A 22,274-nucleotide genomic window follows, 5' to 3' on the forward strand; every position below is an offset into this window, starting at 1 on the left:
TCGAATCAGCGAGCATCGAACGTGAAGCCCACCACCCTCGCCATCCACGGCGCCGCCGGTCGCATGGGTCAGCGGCTCGTGGCGCTCGGCCACGCCGACCCCGCGGTCGAGCTGGTCGCCGCGATCGAATCTGCCTCGAGCCCCAACCTCGGCCGCGACGCCGGCGTGCTGGCCGGCGTTGGAGAGATCGGCGTGCCGCTGTCGGCCGACTGGCCGCAGAGCGTCGGCGCGGTGATCGACTTCTCCGTCCCCGAGGCGGTCGACGGCGTGGTCGCGCGCTGCCTGGAGCACAAGTTCCCGCTGGTGATCGCCACCACCGGCTTCGGCGAGACCACCCGCAACGCCATCGAAGAAGCGGCCGGCGTGATCCCCGTCTGCTGGGCGCCCAGCATGAGCCTGACGGTGAACATCGCGATGAAGCTGGCCGAGGTGGCGGGCCGCGCGCTGGCCGACCACCCCACCGGGGCCGATGTCGAGATCATCGAGCGGCATCACCGCTTCAAGGAAGACTCCCCCAGCGGCACGGCGCTCGGCTTTGGCCGGGTGATCTCGGACGCCATGGGCCAGCACCAGCACACCCACGGCCGGCACGGCAGGCCCGGCGTGCGGCCCCACGACGAGATCGGCTACCACGCGGTGCGCACCGGCGACAACCCGGGCGAGCACACCATCGTCTTCGGCTTGCTGGGCGAGACGCTGGAGCTGCGCGTGGCGGCCACCAACCGCGACTGCTACGCGTCGGGCGCCCTGGTCGCCGCCCGCTGGCTGCAGGACAAGCCCGCGGGGCTGTACGACATGCAAGACGTTTTGGGGCTGCGCCCCTAGCTTTCAGCTTTCAGCGATCAGCGGTCAGCTTTTGTGGATGTTTGCCAACGTTTGTGTCGAACGCGGCTGGACTTGGCTAGGCGGTCCTCCCCGAGTAGGACCATAGAAGCAGAAACACAGAGCTGAAAGCTGATCGCTGAAAGCTGACCGCTAAGAGCTAACAGCCCCAAGCCGCAGGCTTTTTCATGGCGAAATGTGACGAGGGTTACCTGTGCGAGGTCTGCGGCGAGGACGTCGCGGAGCTCCCCGATAGCGACCTCTACCTGCGGTACGTGATCGGGCTCCTGGACCCCGAGGTGCTGCACACCTCGCCGGAGCGGCACGTGAGGTGCAACCCGGCGCTGGCCCAGTACATCGTGGACGGGGCGTTCAAGCCGGTCGCGTTCGAGGGGGACTTCGACAAGCGGGGGCTCGACCCGGCGTACGTCCGCGAGCGCGAGGCGCTGGTCACCCGCGGCTGGCGGCGGCTGCGGGAGCTGCGGGGTTCTGAGACCGCGATCATCGAGTACCCGCTGCCGGAGGTGGTAGAGAAGTTGCGCGACCGGTCTCCGTTTCGTTGATTGGCGGAGGGCGATAGACTCCTGGCATGCCCGATCCAACGCCCGTCCAGCCGCCGAACCCCTACGATGCCTCCCAGGTGGCCGCGGGCCCGCCGCCGGCGCCTTCTCCCACCGTCGGCCCGCCGCTGGCGCCCTCGTCCACCGCCGCCGGGCTGGTGCTGCCGCCGCTGATGAAGGACCCCAGCTTCTGGGGGATGAACGCCACGCAGTTCCTGGGCGCCTTCAACGACAACCTGTTCAAGCAGACGCTGCTGCTGCTAGCGACCCCGGCCGCCGCGGCCGCCGCGGCCGGCGAGGGGGAAGACAAGCAGTCGCTGGCGATGATCGTGTTCGCGGCGGCGTTCTTGTTGCTCTCGGGCGTGGCCGGCTGGCTGGCGGACCGCACCAGCAAGCGGACGCTCATCATCGCCTCGAAGGTAGGCGAGGTCGCGGTGATGACCCTGGGCCTCGTCGGCTTCTTGATGTGGGAGCAGTTCGGGCTGGCCGGCATGTTTGTGGTGCTGTTCCTGATGGGCGCCCAGAGCGCGTTCTTTGGCCCCCCCAAGTACGGCATCCTGCCGGAGATGCTGCACGACCGCGACCTGCCCCGCGCCAACGGCATCTTCTTGATGTTCACCTTCTTGGCGATCATCTTCGGCACCGTGGTGGTGACCGTGTTTGGCGCGTCGCCCGACACCGCGTGGCGGTCGTCGCTGTTCTGCATCTTCATCGCCGTGGTCGGCGTGGGGACATCTCTGTTGGTGCGGCGTGTGCCGGTGGCCAACCCGGGCGCCAAGCTGCGCCCCGCCGACCTGTTCATCTCGCCCGAGATGATCCAACTGGTGCGGCGCGACCGCGAGCTGCTGCTGGCGCTGCTGGTGACCAGCAGCTTCTGGATGCTCGGCGGCGTGGTCACCCAGGGGGTGAACGCCCTGGGCAAGACGCAGCTCGACCTCAAGGAGTGGACCAGCCTGCTGGCCGCGATGCTGGGGGTCGGCATCCCGATCGGCTGCGTGGTGGGTGGGCAGCTCTCGCGCAACTCGATCAACCCACGCGTGGTGACCGCCGGCGCCGTGGGGATGGTGGTCTGCCTGCTGCTGCTGGCGGCGCCGTTCGGGCCGCAGTCTCACATGCTGGGGTTCTGGGGGAGCATCCCGGTATTGATCGTGCTGGGGTTCTTCACCGGCATGTTCGTGGTGCCGATCCAGGTGTCGCTGCAGGTCCGCCCGCCGGCCGCCGACAAGGGCCGCATGATCGGGCTGATGAACCAGGTGAACTGGCTGGGGATCTTGTTCGGGGCGGTGCTGTACTTCGTGGCCATCCGTTTCTTAGAGGCGGACAACCTGCCGCGGTGCCTGATCTTTCTCGCCCCCGCGGCGATCATGGCGCCCATCGCGCTGTTCTACCGCCCCGAAGAGCTCACGCTGGGAGACTAGCCGGCTCGCTGCTTCAGAGCCTGCCATGCGTTTGCCGCCATCGACGCGACCTGCGGAATTGATGGCGCCCGAAGTCCGATTGATGGCGCTGCGGAAGGGCGCCATTCCCGCTCTCGCCGGGACTGGGCTTGGTTTCGCCTTGTTTCTGAGGGGTTTGTTGGTTTCTTCGATTTTTCTCGCCGCTGTGGCGTAACAATCGCGTTGGGTTTCGTAGGTACGGGCGCCGCAACGGGGCCCAAAGCGTTCCCCCCGCGAGAGAGAAGAACATGAACCGCATGCTCACCACACTGGCCATCTTCGGCGCCGGCCTCTGGCTGAGCGCTTCGGCCGCCCCGGCCGCTGCCCAAGGCATCCACATCGGCGGCGCCGGCGTGCACGTCGACATCGGCAACCCCCACGGATATGGCTACGGCGGCGGCCACTACCACGCCCACTCCTACCCCGGCTCACACAGTTACGGCTACAACGCCGCCTACGGGCGGGGTTATGGTGGGTACGGGCGTGGGTATGGGCGTGGGTACAGCGGAGCCTACGGCGTTTCCCGCTCTTCGTACTACCGCGGCGGCTACGTGGCGCCTCGCAGCTACGGCAACCCCTATCACCGACGCGGCTACGGATACTAACCGACGGTCGCTACCGAACGAAAAAAGCGGGCCGTGCGAATGTCGCACGGCCCGCTTCGTTGTTTGGTCAGTGGGTACGAGTCCGCTGATGCCTCAGTCCGGCAGGAACGAACAGACGTAGTCGGTTGGCTCGTTCACCGTGATCGCGAACTCGACGTCGGCCGGCACGTGGAACGATTCCCCCCCCACCGCGCGGATCGGCCCGTCGGCGCCCGGGATCATCACCTCAACCGACCCGGACACGATGTCCATCAGCTCGGCCTGGCGGGTGTTGAACTCGTACTGCCCACGCTGCATGAACCCCAGCGTCTTCTTGGCGCCGTCGGGCAGCTCTACGCTGCGGCTCACCACGGCGCCGTCGAAATAAACATTCGCGGCGACCTTGATCGCGACCGACGTAAGCTTTTCGGGAAACGCCATCGGAGTTGCTCGTTTGCTGAGGGGGGTCTACTGAACGACCGACTCGGAGAAGCCCGCTTTGTCGAGCGAGGCGATTGCCGCGTCCTTGTCGAACTCCGACTCGTCGACCGCCAGCGTCACGGTGTGCGAGTCGACGTCGCACTTCACGTCCTTCACGCCGGAGGCGCCGGCCAGCACCTCTTCGATCCCCGCGGCGCACACCTCGCAGTGCATCGACGGCGTCGAGATCGACACGGTCGGCAGGTTCGCCACGTTGAACACCTGCGGCGCGGCGGCCGGCGAAGCGTCGACGGTCGTTGTCGGCAGCGTCTCAGACGTAGAGCAGCCAACCAAAGCGGCCAGCACGACGAGTGGATAAAGCTTCATGGCGGGGGTCCTTCGGACGGGGATCGGGTACTGCGTCTTAAATAGGATAGGATTCCGCCCCGGCCATGGGCAAGCGTTGGCGTCGGGCGGGGCCTGTCCTGCCTAGAAACTCAGCATCTGGCGGTAGTCGCGCATCCGCTTTTCGATGTCGTCGCGGGTGATCTCTTGCAGCCGCTCCAGGCCGAATCCCTCGACGTTGAAGCTGGCGACCAGCACGCCGTACGCCATCGCGGTCTTCAGCGTCTCGGGGTCGAACCGGTCCTGCTCCGTCAGGTACCCCATCATGCCCCCGGCGAAGCTGTCGCCGGCGCCGGTGGGGTCGATCACCTTGGGCGTGGGGTAGGCGGGCATCACGTAGGTTTCGTGCTCGCTGAAGAACATGGCGCCGTGTTCGCCCTTCTTGATGATCACGAACCGCGGCCCCATCTCGCGGACCGCGTGCCCCGCGGCCACCAGGTTCTCGGTGCCGGTGAGCAGCTTGGCCTCGCTGTCGTTGAGCACTAGCCCGTCCAGGTCGTTCATCAACGCGTTCAGGTCGTCGCGCTGGGTGGTGATCCACAGGTCCATCGTGTCGGCGACCGCCAGCTTGCGCTGGGTGGTCTGCGACAGCACTTTCCGCTGCACCGCCGGCACGCCGTTGGCCAGGAACACGTACTGCGCCTCGCGGTAGTCGGCGGGCAGCTCCGGGTCGAACGTGCCGAACACGTTTAGCTGCACGTCCAGCGTCTCGCGGTCGTTCATGTTCGGCTCGTAGCGGCCGGTCCAGGTGAACGTCTCGCCGCCAGCGACTTGGGTGAGCCCCGACGTGTCGATGCCGCGGTCTTGCAGCATGCGGGTGTGTTGGGCGGGCCAGTCTTCGCCCACCACGCCCACCAGCCGGACGCTGGTGAAGAAGCTGGCCGCGTACGAAAAGTGCGTGGCCGAACCCCCCAGCAGGTTGTCGCGGCGGGCGGTGGGGGTTTGGACGTTATCGATCGCGACCGATCCAACGACGAGCAGAGACATACGCGGGGGGCTGGGGGCTGGGGGGCTGGGGGTGGTCCGCCGCGGCGGACTGCGCCGCGGGGGCTGGGGACGGGGACAAACTAAGCAGAATGCGACGTGCGTACAAGGCGCGAAAAGTCGCTCAATCGCAAAACCCAATAGCCGCCGGGCTACGCCCGTCGACGCGATTCCCACTCCCGCACCCCCTCGTACGCCACGCGCCCCAGGCTCGCCGCCCCTTCTGCGTCCGGGTGCAGGTTGTCTGGGAACAGCTCCGGCCTGTCGCGTAGGGGCCCGTAGAAGTCGAGCAGCCCCACGCCCAGCCGCTCCGCGACCCGCCGGACGCCGGGGCGGACCGCTTGGTCGAGGGCCGCGATGTCGATCTGGGGCAGCGGCTCGAACACCGGCGGTGGGGTCGCCAGCAGCACGGCCCCGCCGTCGGTCAGCCCCGCGAAATGCTCGGCCAGGGCCGCCAAATCTGCCTCAAACTCCCCCAGCTTGTCGGCGTTTACCACCTGGGCGTCGTTCGTCCCCAGGCACAGCAGCGTGAGCTGCGGCGCGAACCGCGTGGCCGAGGCGTACGACACCGTCTTCCAGTACGGCTCGTGGCTGGCGCGCATCGCCGCAGCGCCGGCGTAGCCGAAGTTGCGGACGTTGTAGCCGCCACGATGGAATTGTTCCAGCAGCCGGGCCATCACGGCCGGGTAGCACTGCTCGCGGCGGTTCGGGAGCCCCAGGCCGAACGTCAGGCTGGCGCCGACGCAGGCGACGCGTACGGGGGCGTCGGTCACGGGACCTGCACCACCTCGCCGCCGCCGATGGTGAGCAGCGCCAGCCACGTATCGAGGTCGATGTCCTGCGACATGAAGTGGACGGACCCGTCACAGAACCCAACGATGAAGCCCTGCGGGTGGCGGCTCCCCAGCCCTGCCAGCGGGTCGTCTTCGTCGGGGGTCCAGTCCCCGGGCTGGGTCCACACCGGGGCAGCCTCGTCGCTTACTTCTACCAGCGCGACGGTATTGGATGTCCCGTCCGTAATGTTGCGCATCCCGGTTCCATCGGCTCCGCCGCTCATCAGATAGCCTTCGCCCGTGACCGCGGCATAGCACGACCGACCTTCTTCGGGGGATAGCACCGAGCTCGGGTCCAGAAACGTTTGTGGCATCAGCGGGATGAGCTGCTTGTTGTGCTCGCTGTCCCACGGCTCGTCGAGGTGGAACTGCTCGTACAACGCCTGCTCTTCGACAAAGGGCAGAATCGCTACCCGCCAGCTCAACAGGGGTTCGCCGTCGTCCGAGAAGATGGCCGCCGGCGGAAATCCGTTGTGTACGTCGTGGTAGTTGTGCAGGGCGAGCATTAGTTGCTTCATGTTGTTCGTAGATTGCGATCTCCGGGCCGCTTCGCGGGCCGCCTGCACTGCCGGCAGCAACAGCGCGATCAGGATCCCGATCACCGCGACAATCACTAGCTGCTGCTGCATCAGCGCCGAGGCGTTCGCATCGCCCAGTTCACCGGCGGCCAGATTGCCCGAGATCAAGGTCATGGTGTCGCCATCGGCGGTGAGCGACAGCCCATCATAAAACTGCTTGTTCATCCGCAGCGAGTACTTGCCAAACGCCTGCTGGATGGGGTCGTCGCTGGCCAGCAGCATCTGAGCCGGCGCCTCGGCCTGGGCCCGGGCCTCGGCGATCCCGTCGGCCACCAGCTTCTCGACCTCCTCTGCCGAAGACGCGTCGTCGGCCCGCACCACCAGGCCGCTAACGCGGCCGCTGCTGAGGTTCAGGCTGGCCTCGGCGCCGCGGAGCAGCATCGGGATCTGCAGGTACTTGCGGTACTGGGGCGGCACCTGCTGCCCGCCGGCGCCGACCCCCATCTGCACAAACGGCCGCAGCGCTTGCAGGTCGAGCGCCAAAAAGAAGTCGTCCGCGCCGCCGTGCGCCTTGAGGTCGTCAACAAACGAGCCCTCGGCTGCTTGTTCCCCCTTGGCGAGCTTCTTGACCATCCCCTCGGAGCCGACCAGCAGCGTCTTGGTGTCGATCGGGTAGAGGCTCGGCAGGTTGGGGTCGCGGCTCTTGAGGTAGGTCCGCTCCCCCAGCTTGGCGCGCTCGGTGTGCCCGATCAGCTCCGGGGCGAACTTCGCTGGGCTGAAGGGGTTCTCGAGCTCGAAGATGACGCCGTAGTTGGGGGGCGCGGGGCCGGGGGGCGCCTCGACCACCACCGTCACCAGCCGGATGTCTTTCGGGTCGATCCCCAGGAACTTCTGCCCGGCCGCCTCGGCGACCTCGATGGGCAGCATCTGGGCGATGGGCGCCGCCATCACCTGGGCGGGCCGCAACTGGGCGAAGGCGACCGTCATCGGCGTCACGAAACGGGTCTCGACGCCAGTAACGCTGCCGCCCGCGGACTCCTGAGCCCGCGCCATGGCCATCGGACCAAGCAGCACCGCCACGGCGGTAACCAGGCGGACAGTAAGCAAGCGGGCGAGCGAAGTCATCGTGAGATCCTCTGGAGGAGCGGGCGCCGGACGAGCGACAGCGTAACTCGCGGGCGCCCGAGCGGTCAACTTTTGCCCAAAAAGCGAGCCGTCGGCGTCCGCCGCCGGGGGCTTCTAGCTTTCAGCGGTCAGCTTTTAGCGTTCCGCTAGAACGAACGACGCCGAGGGAAAATGCTGTCGATTGACCCCTGGCTGCTGAGCGCTGACCGCTGAAAGCTCCGGCGGCTGACGCCGTCGGCTCGCCTGGGGGGGGCCTAAGCGCCCCTGGCGGCCCCAATTAGAATACTTTCTCATTCCCCCCCCCCTTTGGCCCCCCGCCGCCACTCGCCCCTGCGTGACTATGCCCAACAGCCTGAGCCGCCCCCGTCGTTACGAGCACAACTTCCGCCGTGTCGCCATCCTGTTCGCCGGCGGCCCCGCGCCGGGCGCCAACGCGGTGATCTCCTCGGCCGCGGTGTCGTTCATGCGGAACGACATCGAGGTGGTCGGCATCAAGCACGGCTACTCGTCGCTCATTGACTTTCAAGAGGGCAAGCCGCTGGAAGAGGGCCGCGACTACGTGGTGTTCAACCACGGCATGCTGAGCCGGGCCCGCAACTCCGCGGGCATCATGATCGGCACCGCCCGGGCCAACCCCGGCAAGAACGTCTCCCACCCCTCGCACCTGAACGAGCCGGAGCGCGTGGCCGCGCTGCAGGCGGTGTACGACGGGCTGCGTTCGCTGGGGGTCGATGCGCTGGTGTCCATCGGCGGCGACGACACGCTCAAGACCGCCAACAAGTTCAAGATGTTCCAGGACCGCCTGCCCGTGGGCGCCCACCGCATCCCGGTGGTGCACCTGCCCAAGACGATCGACAACGACTACCGCGGCATCGACTTCACCTTCGGCTACTTCACGGCCGTCGACTTCCTCGCCCGCGAGGTCCGCAACCTGATGGCCGACGCGGAGGCCAACCGCAGCTACTTTGTCGCCGAGAGCATGGGCCGCAGCGCCGGCTGGCTGGCGTACGGCGTGGCCATCGCAGGCGAGGCGAGCCTGGTGATCAGCGTTGAGGACATCCGCGGCAAGTTCGAGATGCAGGAAGAGTACACCGACGCCGCGACGGGCGAGACCCGCACCCGGCGCGTGATGAACCTCGACGAGGTGATCCGCCGGATCGTGCTGACGATGACCACCCGCGAACGCGAGGGCCGCGAGCACGGCGTGATCGTGGTGGCCGAGGGGCTCGCGGAGCTGCTCCCCTACAAGTACGTCGAGGGGGTGGCCCGCGACGACCACGGGCACATCAACATCTCGCAGATCAACCTGCACGAGCTGTTCGCGCGATTGATCGGCGAGAGCTACGCCAAGACCACAGGTAAGAAGAAGAAGCTCACCCCGCTGCAGATCGGCTACGAGGCCCGCTGCGCGCCGCCGCACGCGTTCGACGTGATGCTCGGCAGCCAGCTCGGCGTAGGCGCCTACCGCGCGCTGGTGGAGAACAGGCTGAACGGGGTGATGGTGTCGGTGGAAGGTCAGCTCAAGCTGATCTATGTGCCGTTCGAAGAGCTGGTCGACCCCGAAACACTGGTGACCGTGGTCCGCTACATCGAGCCCGACAGCGACTTCCAGAAGCTCACCCGCTTCTTGGAGACTTATGTGAACGAAGAGGAATCAACGTCGTAACACAGCGCGTTCTCCCCTCCCCCTGAAGGGGGAGGGGGATAACGGATCGGCCTTCGGCCTGTCTTGCGAACAAGAGTCAGTTCTCCCTTCACCCCGGCGCCATCCCATGAGTTTCCCGCAGCCGTTTTTCCGCTGGCGCCCGCACCCCTGGCACGGTTTGGACGTCGGCCCCGACCCGCCGAACATCGTGCAGGCCTACATCGAGCTCACGCCGTTCGACCGCGTGAAGTACGAGCTCGACAAGAAGACCGGCTACCTGCGTGTCGACCGGCCCAACCGCACGTCGAGTTTCCCGCCGACGCTGTACGGGTTCGTCCCCAAGACGTTCTGCGGCAAGCGTGTGCAGGCCCTCATGCCCGAGAGCCGCTCGGGCGACGGCGACCCGTTAGACATCTGCGTGATTAGCGAGCGGCCGATCAACAACTCAGAGATCCTGCTCAAGGCCCGCGTGGTGGGGGGTTTGCCGATGCTGGACGACGGCGAGGCGGACGACAAGATCATCGCGGTGCTCGAGAGCGACGCGATGTGGAATTCGGTGAGCGACGTCTCCGAGCTCCCCAAGGTGCTGGTCGACCGGCTGCGGCACTACTTCAGCACCTACAAGGCGCTGACGCCCGAGGAAGCGGTCGAGGTGAAGATCGACCACGCCTACGGCCGCGACCGGGCCCACGAGGTGATCCGCGCCGCGATGGCGGACTATGAGGAAGAATTCGGCGAGTGATCCGAGATCACGACGGTTCACCACAGAGCCACAGAGAGCACAGAGACGCAAGAGAGACGAGCAATCGATATTTGGAACCGCCGATGGACGCGGATGAACGCCGATAGCGAGAGACTCGTTCTTATCGGCGTTCATCCGCGTCCATCGGCGGTTTCTTCTCCTTTCGTCTCTGCGTCCTCTGTGGCTCCGTGGTTAACCCGTCTTAGAGCGCGCCCTTGGTGCTCGGGACGCCGGTGAGCCGGCCGTCGGGCTCGACCGCCATCCGCAGCGCCCGGGCGCACGCCTTGAAGGCGGCCTCGGCGATGTGGTGGTTGTTGCGGCCGTGGTGCAGCACGACGTGCAGGTTGCACTGCGCGTTCGAGGCGAACGCCTGCCAGAAGTCCTCGACCAGCTCCGTGTCGAACTCGCCGATCTTGGCGGCGCTAAACGGCGCCCGCCAGACCAGGTAGTCGCGGCCCGAGAGGTCGATCGCGGCGGTCACCAGCGTCTCGTCCATCGGCAGCGTGCAGTCGCCGTAGCGGCGGATGCCGGCCTTATCGCCGAGGGCCTGCCGCAGGGCCTGCCCGAGGCAGATGCCGACGTCCTCGGTGGTGTGGTGGGCGTCTACGTTGAGGTCGCCGGTCGCCTCGACCTTCAGGTCGACCGCGGCGTGCTTGGCGAACAGCTCAAGCATATGGTCGAGGAAGCCCACGCCGGTGCCGATGGTCGCGGCGCCCGAGCCGTCGAGCGCTAGCTCTAAGCGGATGCTGGTTTCGCGGGTAGTTCGTTCGATGGAAGCTTTTCGAGCCACGTTTTTGCCCACGAATTGAACGAATGAAGCGAATCAGGAGAACGCTTTAAGCAAGCGTAGATCGAGTACTAGTTTGTCGCAGAACTCAAAGTCCGACGAGACTGAAAGTGCGGCAATCGCCGCGCCCGCTTATTCGCTTCATTCGCGAGATTCGTGGGCAAACAAGGCGTCAGGCCCAGGTTTCTGCTAGGCCCAGTCGAGGCCTGTTTCGTGGCGGACGCGTTCTTCGAACTCGCCCAGCAGGCCGCCGACCACGTCCCAGCCGGCCTGGCGTCGGACCTCGATGTCGCCCTGTGGGTTGACCCGCACGATCGTGTCGGGGTTCACCCCGGCCGCGTTCAGGTCTTCGTGGTGCAGCTCGTCCTCGACCAAGATGCGATCGAGGGTGACGCCGGTCATTTCAATGAATTGCATGGTGCTGGGTCCTGCCTGGTGCTCCCGAGCCGCCGATTGTAGCCGATTCCGGCGGCTCAGAAAGGACGGAACCGCCAAGACGCCACGAGCGCCAAGCACGCCACGAAGGAGGGGGAACCGCCAAGGACGCCAAGAGCGCCAAGGCTACGCAGAAATCAACAGGATTGACAAGAAGAACGGGGATAAACGGGAGAGAGATAATTCCGTCGCTAGCCTTAACACCTCCTCTCCTGTCAATCCAGAAAATCCTGTCTAACTTCCGTCCTTGGCGCTCTTGGCGGTTCCCCGTCCGTCCGTCGTGGCGTGCTTGGCGCTCGTGGCGTCTTGGCGGTTCCCCTTCCGTCTACAGCTTCCAGTCGGGCGCCACTTTCCGCACCTCTTCGCAGAAGGCCAGCAGCGTCGGCACGTCGATCTGCTCGGTGCGGGCGTCGTCGGCGAAGCCCATGCGGCCGATGATCTCGTCGACCTGCTCTTTGGTGAGCTCGCGCTTCATCGCCGCCACCAGGTTGGCGCGGAGGAACTTGCGGCGGTGCAAGAAGATGCTCTTGGTGAACTGGTGGAAGTACCGCAGGTCGGGGATCGCGTCGCGGTGCTCGGGGGAGACCGTGCACTTGATGATGGCCGACGTTACTTTGGGCTGAGGCCAGAAGACCTTGGGGCTCATCTCGCGGACCAGCTCGGTGGCGCACTGGGCCTGCATCCACACGCTCAGGGCGCCGTAGTCCTTGCTCCAAGGGTCGGCGACGATGCGGTCGGCCAGCTCCTTCTGGATGGTGGCCACCATCATGTGCGGCGTGTGCTCGCACAGCAGCAGGTTGGAAATGATCGGCGTGGCGACGCTGTACGGCAGGTTCGCCACCAGCTTGAGTTGGCTGTTCGGCACGCGGGCGAGCGCCTCGCCGACCGCGTCCATCACCAGCGGGTTGAAGCGGTTCTTGTTCTTCAGCGCGTCGCACTGCAGCATCGTGACGTTGTCGAAGTCGATCAGCTCTTCGCTGGCCAGCTCGTACAGGTGCTTGTCGATCTCGACCGTCACCACCGCGCCGACCTGGGGCGCCATCATCTCGGTGAGCGCCCCGGTGCCGGTGCCCACCTCCAGCACCACGTCCCGCGGGCCCAGCTCCGCCGAGCTAACGATCAGGCGCACCAGGTTGAGGTCGATCAGGAAGTTCTGCCCGTGCCGCGACGCCGGCTTCACGCCGATCTCGCGCAGCTTGGACATCAGGTAGGACTTGGTTTGGCGGCTGGGGGGGGGCGGGGAGGGGGAGATGATAGATGATAGAGGTTAGATGCTAGGGACGGGAAAGGGACATCGTATCGGCCGGATGCACCTGATTGCAGGCGCCATCGAGCCGTCCTTCCTATCATCTATCATCTACCCTCTATCATCTAGCTGCCTCGCGACATACTTCGCCAATAAATCGGTCTCCACATTCACCCGGTCCCCCACCCGCCGGCCCCCCAGCGTGGTTGCGGCCAGGGTGTGGGGGATTAGCGCCACGCTGAACCGCTCCGGCTCGACATCCACCAGCGTCAGGCTGACGCCGTCGACCGCCGCGGAGCCCTTGCTGGCCATCTGGCGGGTCAGGGCGGGAGGGACCCGGAACCAGAAGGTGGACCAGTCGGCGTCGTCGGTTCGCTCGTCCACGACGCCCACCGCGTCGATGTGCCCCGAGACGTAGTGCCCCCCCATCTCGTCGCCCACCCGCAGCGAGGGCTCTAGGTTTACCCGGCCGCCGGGCGCGAGCTCCCCCAGGTTGGTCCGCGAGAGGGTTTCCGACCCCGCCTGAAACGCCAGTCGGTCGCCGTCGATCTCTACCACCGTCAGGCAGCAGCCGTTGATGGCGATGCTCGCGCCGAGCTGCGCTCGTGCGGCCAGCGCCGTGCAGTCGATCACCAGACGCACGCCCGGCCCCTCGGGGACGATGGCGACGACTTCGGCGAGTGCTTGGACGAGTCCGGTGAACATTGTTAGGAGCTTTCAGCGACGGGTGACGGGTGGCTGGGGTCGGAGCCGATAGGCGGAGCCCCCAGCAGTGGCTCTATCCCATATCACAATTCCTCAGCGTCCGCTGGGGGCTTCGGCTAACGCCTACGACCCCAGCCACCCGCCGTTGTGCTAGTGTTGGTGAATCGCTTTGCGCTTCCCACTGGCAACGGACCACGGGCAACGGGCTACCGTAGTACCGGGCACGTATCGAACCACTCGCGCCCATGCCCCTGCATCCACTCGGTCGATTCTTCCGGCCCCCACAAGCCGGGGTCGTAGGGGTAGAGCGTTGGGCGGTCGTACTTGGCCCAGGCCGCGAGGATCGGGTCGCAGATGCTCCAAGCGGCTTCGACCTCGTCGGCACGCGCGAACAGGCTGGCGTCTCCCTCCAGGGCGTCTAGCAGCAGACGCTCGTACGCCTCGGGCATCGAGCCCTTGAACTCGCGGCCGAAGCGGAAGTCGAGGTCGGTCTGCCGCATCCTCATGCCCGCGTCGGGCACCTTGGTCTGGAAGTGCATCTGGATCCCCTCGGCCGGCTGCACCTGCACCACCAGCCGGTTCGATTCGTTCACGCTCCGCGGCCCCGTGTCGAACAGCATGTGCGGCGGCTGGCGGAACTGGATGACGATCTGCGAGCTGCGGCAGCTCATCGCCTTGCCGCTGCGCAGGTAGAACGGCACCCCCTGCCAACGCCAGTTGTCGATCGACAGCTTGATGGCCGCGAACGTGGCGGTGCGGCTGCGGGCCTCCACCCCTTCTTCGGCCGTGTAGCCGCGGTACTGGCCGCGGACGGTGTCGCGCTTCACGTCGTCTGGCGTGAGGCAGCGGACCGCCTGCAACACCTTGACCTTCTCGTCGCGCACGGGGTCGGCCGCGTATTTGACCGGCGCCTCCATGGCGGTGATCGACAGCAGTTGCAGGATGTGGTTCTGGAACATGTCTCGCACGATGCCGGCCGTGTCGTAGTAGCCGGCCCGCGAGCCGATCTCGACCTCCTCGGCGACGGTGATTTGCACGTGGTCGATGTAGTTGCGGTTCCAGATGGGCTCGAAGATGGCGTTGGCGAACCGCAGCACCATCAGGTTCTGCACGGTCTCTTTGCCCAGGTAGTGGTCGATGCGGTAGACCTGGCTCTCGTCGAACGACTGGTGGACGACCTCGTTGAGCTTGTTCGCGGAAGCCAGATCGGTGCCGAACGGCTTCTCGATCACCACCCGCCGGGCGCCGCTGGATTGGTCCGCCATGCCGTTCTTGCCGAGCTGCTCAACGGCGGGGCCGTAGAACCGCGGCGCGGTGGAGAGGTAATAGACCCGCTCGCGGCTGGCGTCCCCTTCTAGCTCTTTCAAGAACGTGTCGAGCCCGGCAAAGTCTTCTCCCTGACCGATATCGCCGGCGTGGTAGTAGACGTTCTTCGCGAACTCACCCCACACCCCCTTGTCGAACTTCTCGCCCACAAACTTCTGGGTGCTTTCGGCCAGCTCCGCCCGCCAGGCGTCGTGCTCGTACGGCGTGCGTGAGAACCCCACCACGCGCGTACCCTCCGGCAACCGCCCGCGGCGGTGCAGGTTGTAGAGCGCCGGGATCAGTTTGCGGCTGGTGAGGTCGCCAGAGGCGCCGAAGATGACGAAGGTGGGCATGGTTTGTGGGGGCTTTCGTTGATCAGGGAACCGCCAAGGACGCCAAGAGCGCCAAAGAGTTCTCGACTTTAATCCGCATCTTCTGACGCTTGCGCCAGTGCATGTTGAAGGACGCTTCGGACCGACTGAGCGTGCAGTTCTAGGTCTTTCGGACCTAGATTTATGATGATTCGATTCCCTCGCCGCGCACGAACATCGATGCCATCATCCGCGAGCTTGCCTATCCAGACTTCTGGCTCGTCGATCGGAAACTCTACCGCGACCAGGTTCAACTTCGGGAAAAGGATTACCAGATTAAAAAACCCGCCTGGGCGAGAGATAGCGATGTACGCCTTCTTGTACTTCAGTTCAAGACTAGTGCCTGTGCATGCGACTGCCATCTCCAAAACAGCATCGCAGAGCGAGAGCATCTTTGGGCCAACGCGGCCTTCCCAGGTCGATCGATCGACATCCGCAGTTCCTTCGATCAACCCCCCCTCGTACGCATCGTCTTCGCGAAGCTCTGTTTGGTCCAGCACCTTCACGAAATGAAGCAGAACACGATCCTCTACTTGGACCGCCGTAAGCTTGATAGCGATTAGCGGAATATTGCCGGCCAGAAGTGAAAGGACGTTCAGGAAGCGTGAGGTTACGTCCTCAGCGACGAGTACTGCGACGTGGTTGTAGGCCGGATATCTACGGCGTTCGATGTCCCAGTACTCGATCGTGCGTACGATATGGCTGGCGTCCGTCGCGCCGAGCATCAACTCGACTTCATAACGTCGCCCAAGTTGCTCATCGTGAAGAAGCAGGTCAAGTCTTCCAGCGTTCGACTGCCGCTTCTCAACAGCGATCACGACCACATTTCCCAATCCCAGAATGGACGGTTCGTCACGGATCTGCTGTTGCAGCCAGCCCTCGCTCAGATTGGGATGAGCTCTGAGCGAGAACGGCTTTGCAATTTCGAAGTTGAGTGACATCCGTGAGCGATCCTGGTTCCTAAGGTGGTTCGCCAAACGGCGTGGCGTCCTCGGCGGTTCCCCCGCGCGTCACACCGCGGGCGACTTCCGCAAATCCAACCACTCCGTATGAAACATCTCGCCCGCCGGCTTATCCACCCGCTCGTACGTGTGGGCGCCGAAGTAGTCGCGCTGGGCCTGCAGCAGGTTGGCCGGCAGGCGGGCTCGGCGGTAGCCGTCGTAGTAGGCTAGCGCGGTGGCGAAGGCCGGCACCGGGATGCCTAGCGTGGCGGAGGTGGCCACGACGTGGCGCCAGCCGTCTTGGGCCTTGTCGACCGCCGAGGCGAAGTAGGGGGCCAGCAGCAGGTTGTCGAGCTTCGGGTCCTTGTCGAACGCTTCCTTGATGCGGTCCAGGAACACCGCGCGGATGATGCAGCCGCCACGCCACAGCATGGCGCAGTCGCCGTAGTTCAGCGGCCAGTCGTGCTCGGCGGCGGCGGCGCGGAGCTGCACGAAGCCCTGGGCGTAGCTGACGATCTTTGAGGCGTACAGCGCGTCGCGGATCTGCGTGATGAACGCCTGCTTGTCTCCCTCGTATTTCTTGCCGTTCAGGTGGTCGCCGTGCGGGCCCTTGAGTAGCTTGCTGGCGCGGACGCGTTCTTCCTTGAGCGCGCTGAGGCTGCGGGCGTACACCGCTTCGGTGACCAGCGTGCTGGGGACCCCCAGGTCGAGCGCCAGTTGGCTCATCCACTTACCCGTGCCTTTGGCGCCGGCGCGGTCGAGCACCTTATCGACGAGGTAGTCGCCCCCTTCTTTGACGCTAAAAATGTCGCGGGTGATCTCGATCAGGTAGCTGTCCAGCTCGCCCGTGTTCCAGTCGGCGAACACGTCGTACAGCTCGTCGTTGGTGAGGCCGAGCGCCTCGGTCATCAAGAAGTAGGCCTCGCAGATAAGCTGCATGTCGCCGTACTCGATGCCGTTGTGCACCATCTTGACGTAGTGCCCGGCGCCGCGGGGGCCGACCCACTCGCAGCAGGGGATGTCGTTGTTGGGGCCGACCTTGGCGGCGATCGCCTGGAAGATGGGCTTCACGGCGGGCCAGGCGCTCTTGTCGCCGCCGGGCATGATGCTGGGGCCCTTGAGGGCGCCCTCTTCGCCGCCGCTCACCCCGGCGCCGATGTAGTGGATCCCCTTTTCGGTAAGCTCGGTCGTGCGGCGCTCGGTGTCGACGTAGTAGGAGTTGCCCCCGTCGATGAGGATGTCGCCCTTATCGAGCAGCGGCGTGACCTCGTCGATTACGGCGTCGACCGGGGCCCCGGCCTTGACCATCATCATGATCTTGCGCGGCTTGGCGAGGCTGGCGACCAGCGCTTTGGGCGAGGTGCAGCCGATGAACTTCTTGCCGGCCGCTCGGCCCGCCATGAAGTTTTCCATCACGCTGGTGGTGCGGTTGTAGACCGCCACGCTGTAGCCGCGGCTCTCGATGTTCAGGGCGAGGTTCTCGCCCATCACGGCCAGGCCGATCAGGCCGAAATCGCACAGTTCTGCTTGTTTGTCATTTTGCTTTTCTGGGGCCACGTCGTTCGCTCCTCGCTAGCCTGCTGGGGTTCGTCGGAAGGACGAATGATCCGCTGCGGGCGGGGGGCGGGTCAATGGGCGCGGGGGCGACGAAGACTGACGCGACGCGGGGAAGCAGAAAAGCAGGGAAATGGGGGATATCGAAAAATAGCCGACGGGGCGGCGCCCGTCGGCTATTGGCTTGCGAATGACGGTGGAAGTAGTGGCGCTACGCTGCTTGACGCGCGCTGCGGAAACGCTTCAGCCACGCGCTCCAGCCGTGGCGGCGCTCGCTCTTGAGCACGGCCGCCTCGTCTTTCACCCAGTTGAGCTGCAGGGCGCGGCGTTCTCCCTCGAACGGCAGGTGGCCGTGCCAGGCGTTCGTGTCGTTGCGGAATGCGACCAGCGTCCCCTGTTCCGGGGGGGCTTCGCAGATCACGTCGTTGATGTTGTTCGACTTCAACAGCCGCAGCCGGCCCCCGGGGGCCTCCCACGGGCCGTTCATGTACACCAGCACGGTGATCAGCTTGCTGCGGCTGTCGGTGTGCACCTTGCCGTCCTTCTTGCGGCAGCGGCCGCGGACGGTGAGCGTGGTCGGACGGTCGGCCAGGTCGACGCCGAATTTCTCGGCGAACGCGGCCCGCACCCGTTCGCCGCGCAGCTCTTGGGCCATCTGGTCGAACATCGGCCCGCCGCTCACCGAGGCCAGCGGGAAGCTGCCGCCGAGCGCCAGCCGGGGGTAGTCGCGGTGCAGGGCGTCCACCGCGTCGCTGCGGACGAAGCCCGGCAGGATCATGTAGGGGAAGGGTTCGGTGGTGAGCGGGGCGGCGCGGAAGGCGTCGAGATTGAGCAGCGACATGTGGGGGTTCCGATCGTGTAGGGTGCACGCAGTGCACCATGGTGTGGGGGAGCATGGCGCCCTGCGGGCGCCCTACAAGCTAGGCGGCCCTTCTTGCCGAGCGTCCTAGCAGTGCGAGGCAGGCGTCGTACACGTCGTCGGCGAAGATCTCGCGCATCGCCGAGTTGTCGGCCCGGCGGCGGTGCTTGCGAGAGCCCTCCTCGTAGGCGTTCTGCAGCCCGATGTTCGTCGCGCCGTAGGGGCCACAGTCTTCTAGACGCGTGGCGCCGTACAGCCCGATGCAGGGGGCGCCGACCGCCACGGCCATGTGCAGCGGCCCGGTGTCGGGGCTGATGACGAGGCGCGCGCCCATGAGCAGCGCGGCCAGTTCCGCCAGCGAGGTGCGCGGGGCCATCCGCGCCTGGCCGCCGGAGCCGACGACGATGGCCTCGGCCCAGTCGCGTTCGCGTGGGTTGCCCCAAACGACCAGCGACGTGAGCCCCTGCTCGACGCCCAGCCGGCGGGCGACGTCCGCAAACCGGTCGCACTCCCACAGCTTGGAGTCCCAGGTCGCCCCGGGGTTGATCACGGCGTAGCCCCGTTCGAGGCCCTCTTGCTGCACCAGCTCAGCCATGCGGTCGAGCGACTGGTCCTCCAGCGGGTAACGCCAGTCGATGCGGGGCGACTCGATCCCCAGCGGGGCGAGCAGCTCCAACGAGCGGTCGGTCAGGTGCGGCTGCTCCGGTTCGATCAGCAGGTTGTTGAGCCAGGGGCTCAGCTCTGCGCCGTACTTGCCCCGGCACCCGAGCCGCGTCTTGGCGCCGGAGAGCCAGCAGGCCATGGCCGTTTTGCTGACGCTCTGGCAATCGATGGCGACGTCGACCTCCAGGGCGCGCAGCCGCGAGCGCGCGGAGGCGATGCCGGTAGGCGAGACGTACCAGCCTCGCGGCAGCACAACGACATCGTCGATGGCGTCGTGCCCCAGCACGGCGGTAGCGGCCCCGCGTTCGACCGCCCAGGCGATGTACGCGTCTGGGTAGTGGTCGCGCAGTGCGCACGCTACGGGCAGCGTGAGGATGGTGTCCCCGATCGCGCTCATGCGGGCGATGAGGAACCTGGGCTGATCAGAAATGATTTGTTGAGTATCGACTGCCACGGCGCCTCCTTGCGCGTCGGCGTGCATCGACCGCTCCTGTTGCGGAACCGGCGGCGAACGATAGAAAACCGGGGCGGGGGGGTCAAGGCGGGTTACGCGGCCGAAAACCTGGTAAAAATCGCCTCGCGCAGAAGCGGGGGGTAGGATAAGAAGAGCAGCAAAGGTCCAAAGCGGGGCGCCCCCCCGCAGCGGACTGTATCGCCCCTAGCCGACGGGCTCCGCCCCGTCGGTGAGCGTGGGGGAGCGTGGGGGAGCACAGAAGTCCGCGGCTATCGAGCCACCCCGACGGGGCGGAGCCCGTCGGCTATTGGGGGGGACGCGTGGCGGCTGCTGCTGGTTACCCGCCCCAGTAGGGGGGGAGCTTGTTGATCCGTGCTTCGATGTCTTGCTGGGCCGCGCGGAAGCGCTCGTCGTCCACCCCGCCGAACTGCTCCTCAAACGCCTCGGCCTGGAGCCCCTCTGCCAGCCCGGTGGTGTCCGGCATGAACATGCCGGCGCGGAACCCGCCGGCGACCCGGGCCAGGGGGAGGCGCCCCGAGAGGACCGCCTCGGCGAAGCGGACCCCCGCGCGGTCCGCGGCCAGGTCGACAAAGCTGAACCCGCTGCCGCCGTTGCTGTCGGACTGTTCCTTGGCCAGCCCCGCCGCATTGGCGGCCGTGGCGCCGGCGTTGGCGACGACCATCGCGGAGACAAAGAAGTGCTGCGCCAGGTCGCGCCGGCCCGCGAGGGTCGGCTCGCCCAGCAGTTGAGCGCGGCCGAGTTCTCTCCCCCCCATCGCCGCGGGGAGGCGGGCCACCAGCTTGGCGTCTCCCAGCCCCAGCCCCACGGCCGTGAGGAACGCCTTCGGCCCGTCCACGCCCAGGGGCGCGGCGGCCGTGGCGGCGCTCTGCACCAGCAGCTCGGCGAGGGCGTCGTCCTTGGCGGGCATGGGCTGTTGTTGATTGGCGGCCGCGGCTCGCAGCATCGCGGCAAAGACCGCCTCGAAGGGCTTGTTGGGCCTCTGGCCCGCGGTCTTTGGCGTGCCCATCTCTGCCAGCCGCTTGACGGTGGGGTCTTCCGGGAAAACCAGCCCGATCGCTTGGTAGACCTGCCCGATGCGCTGCCTGGCGCCGGGCGAGAGCGCCGCCAGGCTGTCGATCCCTCGCCGCCGCATCTCTTCGCCCACGATCGAGATCACCAGCGCGTTGAGCGGGTCGAACCGCACCACGAAGTCGCGCATCCGGCTCTGCCGGTCTCCCAGCACGGGCCGCATCACGGTGTCTTGCTCGGGGCTGTGGGTGGCGCCGAGGAAGTGCCCCAGCTCGTGCACCAGCAGCTCTGTGCGTTCGCGTTCGCTGAGGTGCTGCCCCCATTCGCGCATCAGCAGGTGCCGCTGGAGCGCGCCGCGGGTCCCTCCCAGGTGGGTGCGTCCGGTCACCGCCTCGTACTGGCTGGTGAACCCGATCGCGATCCGCGCCGGCTTGGGGTCGACCTCCTTCTCGAACTCCCGGAGCGAGTCGGTGAAGTCGCGGACGTTGTTGTCGGAGTTCCACTGGCCGTACCCGACCACCTCGAAGCGGACCCCCGAGTGGCGCTCGATGATGTCGGAGGCGGCCTCGACCCGCCGGCGGAACCTGGCCTGCCAGACCGCGGGCTGGGTCGCTTCTTCGTCATCGACCAGGATCACCACGGGGATCGTCAGCGGCTTGGCGGGGCGGTCGTCTCCGGGCAGCGGTCGATCGATGCGCGGCTGGTCGTCGCCGGGGAGCCCGATCTCGTGCAGCGAAGGCGCGGCGCCGGCGGCCTGGCCGATGAAGTAGGGGGTGTCAGGCTTCAGCGTGTAGATGCGGGGCGCGTCGCCGATGGTCACCCGCACCGGCCCATCGCCAAAGATGGGCTTCACGTCGCCGGGGGCGAGGGTCAGGTCGCTGGGGGGCTTGAGGTCGACCGAGACCCCCAGCGTGAGCGCGGCGGGGGTGCGGTTGGCGACGACCACCACGCCGGCGGGGCAGGGGAGGCACGCGGCGGCGAGCAGCAGAGCGATGGAAAGCTGGGTCTTGGGCATGTCATCCAGTGTAAACGAAACCTCGAGCGAGCCGGGGCGTCCCCGGCCCCGGAGCGTTAGAGAAACAGCAGCCACTAGCTACCCGCTCACCGATGCTCCGGGGGCGGGGACGCCCCGGCTCGCTCGGGAGTCTAGTGCGTTTCTAGCAGCGCATGCAGCTCCTGCATCGCGTACAGGTCGCGCTCGGCGCCCGTCTGGGCGAAGACCGCTTGCAGGTTCATCAGCATCCGGCTCAACCACTGATCGGGGGTCGCGGTCCTCAGCAGTTCTGGTGAGGGGGGGATCGGCTGGCCGGTTGTGGCGGTGATGCGTTGGAAGACCTCGCCCTCGTCCAGCAGGGCGCCGCCGTAGAAGGGGTCGACGTACATCCGCTTCTTGTTCGGCAGGTCGACGCCCGCCAAGAAGTGCCCGGGGGCGTTGACGCCGACCGCGTTGAGCCCCACCAGGCAGGCCGCGGTGCGGTAGATCAGCGAGAGCGCGATGGGGATGCCCCGCCGCGCAGAGAGCACCACCGGCAGGTAGCTGTTGGCGGGGTTGTAGTAGTCTTCTTCGGCGCCGCGGAGCCCGATCACCTCGAACAGCACGTCGTGCAGGTGGGCGAGCCGGCCGTCGGCCGAGCCCGAGCGGGCGCGGGTTTGCACCGTGTGGGCGATCCCCTCCACCGCGGCCGAGGCGCCGTGCACGTCGGCCTCGGGGATGGCGTGCAGGCTGATCGCCGCGGCCGCGCGGAACAGCCCCAGCGGCGCGTCCCGATCGGCCAGCGCCCGGTGGAACGCGCCGAAGGCGGCCGGTCGGCAGTAGGCGGGGATCGGGGGCGCCACGTCGGCCCTCTTGGG

General features: G+C 66.6%; 22 protein-coding genes. 6 read left to right on the forward strand and 16 right to left on the reverse strand.

Annotated features, from left to right (window positions below; genetic code table 11):
- Window positions 1–21: 21 nt before the first annotated feature.
- From dapB to Pla175_RS05685, 4 genes are all read left to right on the forward strand, one after another.
- Window positions 22–825 (forward strand): 4-hydroxy-tetrahydrodipicolinate reductase, encoded by an 804-nt coding sequence (gene dapB, locus Pla175_RS05670; protein ID WP_145281970.1) that lies wholly within the window; start codon window positions 22–24, stop codon window positions 823–825.
- A gap of 185 nt (window positions 826–1,010) precedes the next feature.
- The gene (locus tag Pla175_RS05675; protein WP_145281972.1) at window positions 1,011–1,385 is read left to right on the forward strand and encodes a hypothetical protein; all 375 of its coding nucleotides are present in this window, start codon (window positions 1,011–1,013) and stop codon (window positions 1,383–1,385) included.
- Window positions 1,386–1,411: 26 nt separating this feature from the next.
- On the forward strand, window positions 1,412–2,800 hold the full coding sequence (locus tag Pla175_RS05680) for an MFS transporter (RefSeq protein ID WP_145281974.1): 1,389 nt from the start codon (window positions 1,412–1,414) through the stop codon (window positions 2,798–2,800).
- A 266-nt stretch (window positions 2,801–3,066) separates the two neighbouring features.
- Window positions 3,067–3,423 carry a hypothetical protein gene (locus tag Pla175_RS05685; RefSeq protein WP_145281976.1) on the forward strand — a complete coding sequence of 119 codons (357 nt, stop codon included), beginning with the start codon at window positions 3,067–3,069 and terminating at the stop codon, window positions 3,421–3,423.
- A gap of 93 nt (window positions 3,424–3,516) precedes the next feature.
- Here Pla175_RS05685 and ppnP read toward each other — a convergent pair whose 3' ends face one another.
- The 5 genes from ppnP to Pla175_RS05710 all read right to left on the reverse strand — a co-directional run bounded on the left by ppnP (window position 3,517) and on the right by Pla175_RS05710 (window position 7,687).
- Window positions 3,517–3,843 (reverse strand): pyrimidine/purine nucleoside phosphorylase, encoded by a 327-nt coding sequence (ppnP, locus tag Pla175_RS05690; protein ID WP_145281978.1) that lies wholly within the window; start codon window positions 3,841–3,843, stop codon window positions 3,517–3,519.
- A gap of 27 nt (window positions 3,844–3,870) precedes the next feature.
- Window positions 3,871–4,209, reverse strand: coding sequence for a heavy-metal-associated domain-containing protein (locus Pla175_RS05695; RefSeq protein ID WP_145281980.1), 339 nt, complete (start codon window positions 4,207–4,209; stop codon window positions 3,871–3,873).
- 102 nt (window positions 4,210–4,311) lie between these two features.
- On the reverse strand, window positions 4,312–5,214 hold the full coding sequence (locus tag Pla175_RS05700) for a PfkB family carbohydrate kinase (protein ID WP_145281982.1): 903 nt from the start codon (window positions 5,212–5,214) through the stop codon (window positions 4,312–4,314).
- 149 nt (window positions 5,215–5,363) lie between these two features.
- A complete protein-coding gene (locus tag Pla175_RS05705; RefSeq protein WP_197527290.1) occupies window positions 5,364–5,984 on the reverse strand; it encodes a GDSL-type esterase/lipase family protein in 621 nt (206 codons plus the stop codon).
- Window positions 5,981–7,687 carry a DUF1559 domain-containing protein gene (locus Pla175_RS05710; RefSeq protein WP_145281988.1) on the reverse strand — a complete coding sequence of 569 codons (1,707 nt, stop codon included), beginning with the start codon at window positions 7,685–7,687 and terminating at the stop codon, window positions 5,981–5,983. Before Pla175_RS05710 ends, Pla175_RS05705 begins: the two co-directional genes overlap by 4 nt.
- 340 nt (window positions 7,688–8,027) lie before the next feature.
- Here Pla175_RS05710 and Pla175_RS05715 point away from each other — a divergent pair, with 340 nt between their 5' ends.
- Window positions 8,028–9,353 carry a 6-phosphofructokinase gene (locus tag Pla175_RS05715; RefSeq protein ID WP_145281990.1) on the forward strand — a complete coding sequence of 442 codons (1,326 nt, stop codon included), beginning with the start codon at window positions 8,028–8,030 and terminating at the stop codon, window positions 9,351–9,353.
- Window positions 9,354–9,459: 106 nt separating this feature from the next.
- A complete protein-coding gene (locus Pla175_RS05720; RefSeq protein WP_145281992.1) occupies window positions 9,460–10,074 on the forward strand; it encodes an inorganic pyrophosphatase in 615 nt (204 codons plus the stop codon).
- A 202-nt stretch (window positions 10,075–10,276) separates the two neighbouring features.
- Here Pla175_RS05720 and hisB read toward each other — a convergent pair whose 3' ends face one another.
- The 11 genes from hisB to Pla175_RS05775 all read right to left on the reverse strand — a co-directional run bounded on the left by hisB (window position 10,277) and on the right by Pla175_RS05775 (window position 22,259).
- Window positions 10,277–10,864: an imidazoleglycerol-phosphate dehydratase HisB gene (gene hisB, locus Pla175_RS05725; protein WP_145281994.1), complete on the reverse strand. Its 588-nt coding sequence runs from the start codon at window positions 10,862–10,864 to the stop codon at window positions 10,277–10,279.
- A 186-nt stretch (window positions 10,865–11,050) separates the two neighbouring features.
- Window positions 11,051–11,278, reverse strand: coding sequence for a hypothetical protein (locus tag Pla175_RS05730; protein ID WP_145281996.1), 228 nt, complete (start codon window positions 11,276–11,278; stop codon window positions 11,051–11,053).
- Between the two features lie 343 nt (window positions 11,279–11,621).
- Window positions 11,622–12,500 carry a 16S rRNA (adenine(1518)-N(6)/adenine(1519)-N(6))-dimethyltransferase RsmA gene (gene rsmA / locus Pla175_RS05735; protein ID WP_145281998.1) on the reverse strand — a complete coding sequence of 293 codons (879 nt, stop codon included), beginning with the start codon at window positions 12,498–12,500 and terminating at the stop codon, window positions 11,622–11,624.
- 153 nt (window positions 12,501–12,653) lie between these two features.
- Window positions 12,654–13,247, reverse strand: coding sequence for a riboflavin synthase (locus Pla175_RS05740; RefSeq protein WP_145282000.1), 594 nt, complete (start codon window positions 13,245–13,247; stop codon window positions 12,654–12,656).
- A 206-nt stretch (window positions 13,248–13,453) separates the two neighbouring features.
- Complete coding sequence (gene zwf, locus Pla175_RS05745; protein ID WP_145282002.1) at window positions 13,454–14,905, reverse strand: glucose-6-phosphate dehydrogenase; 1,452 nt, start codon at window positions 14,903–14,905, stop codon at window positions 13,454–13,456.
- A gap of 68 nt (window positions 14,906–14,973) precedes the next feature.
- Window positions 14,974–15,864 (reverse strand): hypothetical protein, encoded by an 891-nt coding sequence (locus Pla175_RS05750; RefSeq protein ID WP_145282004.1) that lies wholly within the window; start codon window positions 15,862–15,864, stop codon window positions 14,974–14,976.
- Between the two features lie 69 nt (window positions 15,865–15,933).
- Window positions 15,934–17,421, reverse strand: coding sequence for a decarboxylating NADP(+)-dependent phosphogluconate dehydrogenase (gene gnd / locus Pla175_RS05755; RefSeq protein WP_261342806.1), 1,488 nt, complete (start codon window positions 17,419–17,421; stop codon window positions 15,934–15,936).
- Between the two features lie 208 nt (window positions 17,422–17,629).
- A complete protein-coding gene (locus Pla175_RS05760; RefSeq protein WP_145282006.1) occupies window positions 17,630–18,259 on the reverse strand; it encodes a 2OG-Fe(II) oxygenase in 630 nt (209 codons plus the stop codon).
- Window positions 18,260–18,338: 79 nt separating this feature from the next.
- The gene (locus tag Pla175_RS05765; RefSeq protein ID WP_145282009.1) at window positions 18,339–19,421 is read right to left on the reverse strand and encodes a glycosyltransferase family 9 protein; all 1,083 of its coding nucleotides are present in this window, start codon (window positions 19,419–19,421) and stop codon (window positions 18,339–18,341) included.
- Between the two features lie 310 nt (window positions 19,422–19,731).
- On the reverse strand, window positions 19,732–21,438 hold the full coding sequence (locus Pla175_RS05770; RefSeq protein ID WP_145282011.1) for a M12 family metallo-peptidase: 1,707 nt from the start codon (window positions 21,436–21,438) through the stop codon (window positions 19,732–19,734).
- A 131-nt stretch (window positions 21,439–21,569) separates the two neighbouring features.
- On the reverse strand, window positions 21,570–22,259 hold the full coding sequence (locus Pla175_RS05775; protein WP_197527291.1) for a transglutaminase family protein: 690 nt from the start codon (window positions 22,257–22,259) through the stop codon (window positions 21,570–21,572).
- Window positions 22,260–22,274: the final 15 nt, after the last annotated feature.

It is taken from the genome of Pirellulimonas nuda (assembly GCF_007750855.1).
Lineage (GTDB): Bacteria > Planctomycetota > Planctomycetia > Pirellulales > Lacipirellulaceae > Pirellulimonas > Pirellulimonas nuda.

Excerpts from the sequence above, each read along its gene's own strand:
- Pla175_RS05675 (WP_145281972.1), top strand. The coding sequence starts at position 1,011 with ATGGCGAAATGTGACGAGGGTTACCTGTGCGAGGTCTGCGGCGAGGAC.
- Pla175_RS05680 (WP_145281974.1), top strand. The coding sequence starts at position 1,412 with ATGCCCGATCCAACGCCCGTCCAGCCGCCGAACCCCTACGATGCCTCC.
- Pla175_RS05685 (WP_145281976.1), top strand. The coding sequence starts at position 3,067 with ATGAACCGCATGCTCACCACACTGGCCATCTTCGGCGCCGGCCTCTGG.
- ppnP (WP_145281978.1), bottom strand. The coding sequence starts at position 3,843 with ATGGCGTTTCCCGAAAAGCTTACGTCGGTCGCGATCAAGGTCGCCGCG.
- Pla175_RS05695 (WP_145281980.1), bottom strand. The coding sequence starts at position 4,209 with ATGAAGCTTTATCCACTCGTCGTGCTGGCCGCTTTGGTTGGCTGCTCT.
- Pla175_RS05700 (WP_145281982.1), bottom strand. The coding sequence starts at position 5,214 with ATGTCTCTGCTCGTCGTTGGATCGGTCGCGATCGATAACGTCCAAACC.
- Pla175_RS05710 (WP_145281988.1), bottom strand. The coding sequence starts at position 7,687 with ATGACTTCGCTCGCCCGCTTGCTTACTGTCCGCCTGGTTACCGCCGTG.
- Pla175_RS05715 (WP_145281990.1), top strand. The coding sequence starts at position 8,028 with ATGCCCAACAGCCTGAGCCGCCCCCGTCGTTACGAGCACAACTTCCGC.
- Pla175_RS05720 (WP_145281992.1), top strand. The coding sequence starts at position 9,460 with ATGAGTTTCCCGCAGCCGTTTTTCCGCTGGCGCCCGCACCCCTGGCAC.
- Pla175_RS05730 (WP_145281996.1), bottom strand. The coding sequence starts at position 11,278 with ATGCAATTCATTGAAATGACCGGCGTCACCCTCGATCGCATCTTGGTC.
- rsmA (WP_145281998.1), bottom strand. The coding sequence starts at position 12,500 with ATGTCCAAGCTGCGCGAGATCGGCGTGAAGCCGGCGTCGCGGCACGGG.
- Pla175_RS05740 (WP_145282000.1), bottom strand. The coding sequence starts at position 13,247 with ATGTTCACCGGACTCGTCCAAGCACTCGCCGAAGTCGTCGCCATCGTC.
- zwf (WP_145282002.1), bottom strand. The coding sequence starts at position 14,905 with ATGCCCACCTTCGTCATCTTCGGCGCCTCTGGCGACCTCACCAGCCGC.
- Pla175_RS05750 (WP_145282004.1), bottom strand. The coding sequence starts at position 15,864 with ATGTCACTCAACTTCGAAATTGCAAAGCCGTTCTCGCTCAGAGCTCAT.
- Pla175_RS05760 (WP_145282006.1), bottom strand. The coding sequence starts at position 18,259 with ATGTCGCTGCTCAATCTCGACGCCTTCCGCGCCGCCCCGCTCACCACC.
- Pla175_RS05765 (WP_145282009.1), bottom strand. The coding sequence starts at position 19,421 with ATGCACGCCGACGCGCAAGGAGGCGCCGTGGCAGTCGATACTCAACAA.
- Pla175_RS05770 (WP_145282011.1), bottom strand. The coding sequence starts at position 21,438 with ATGCCCAAGACCCAGCTTTCCATCGCTCTGCTGCTCGCCGCCGCGTGC.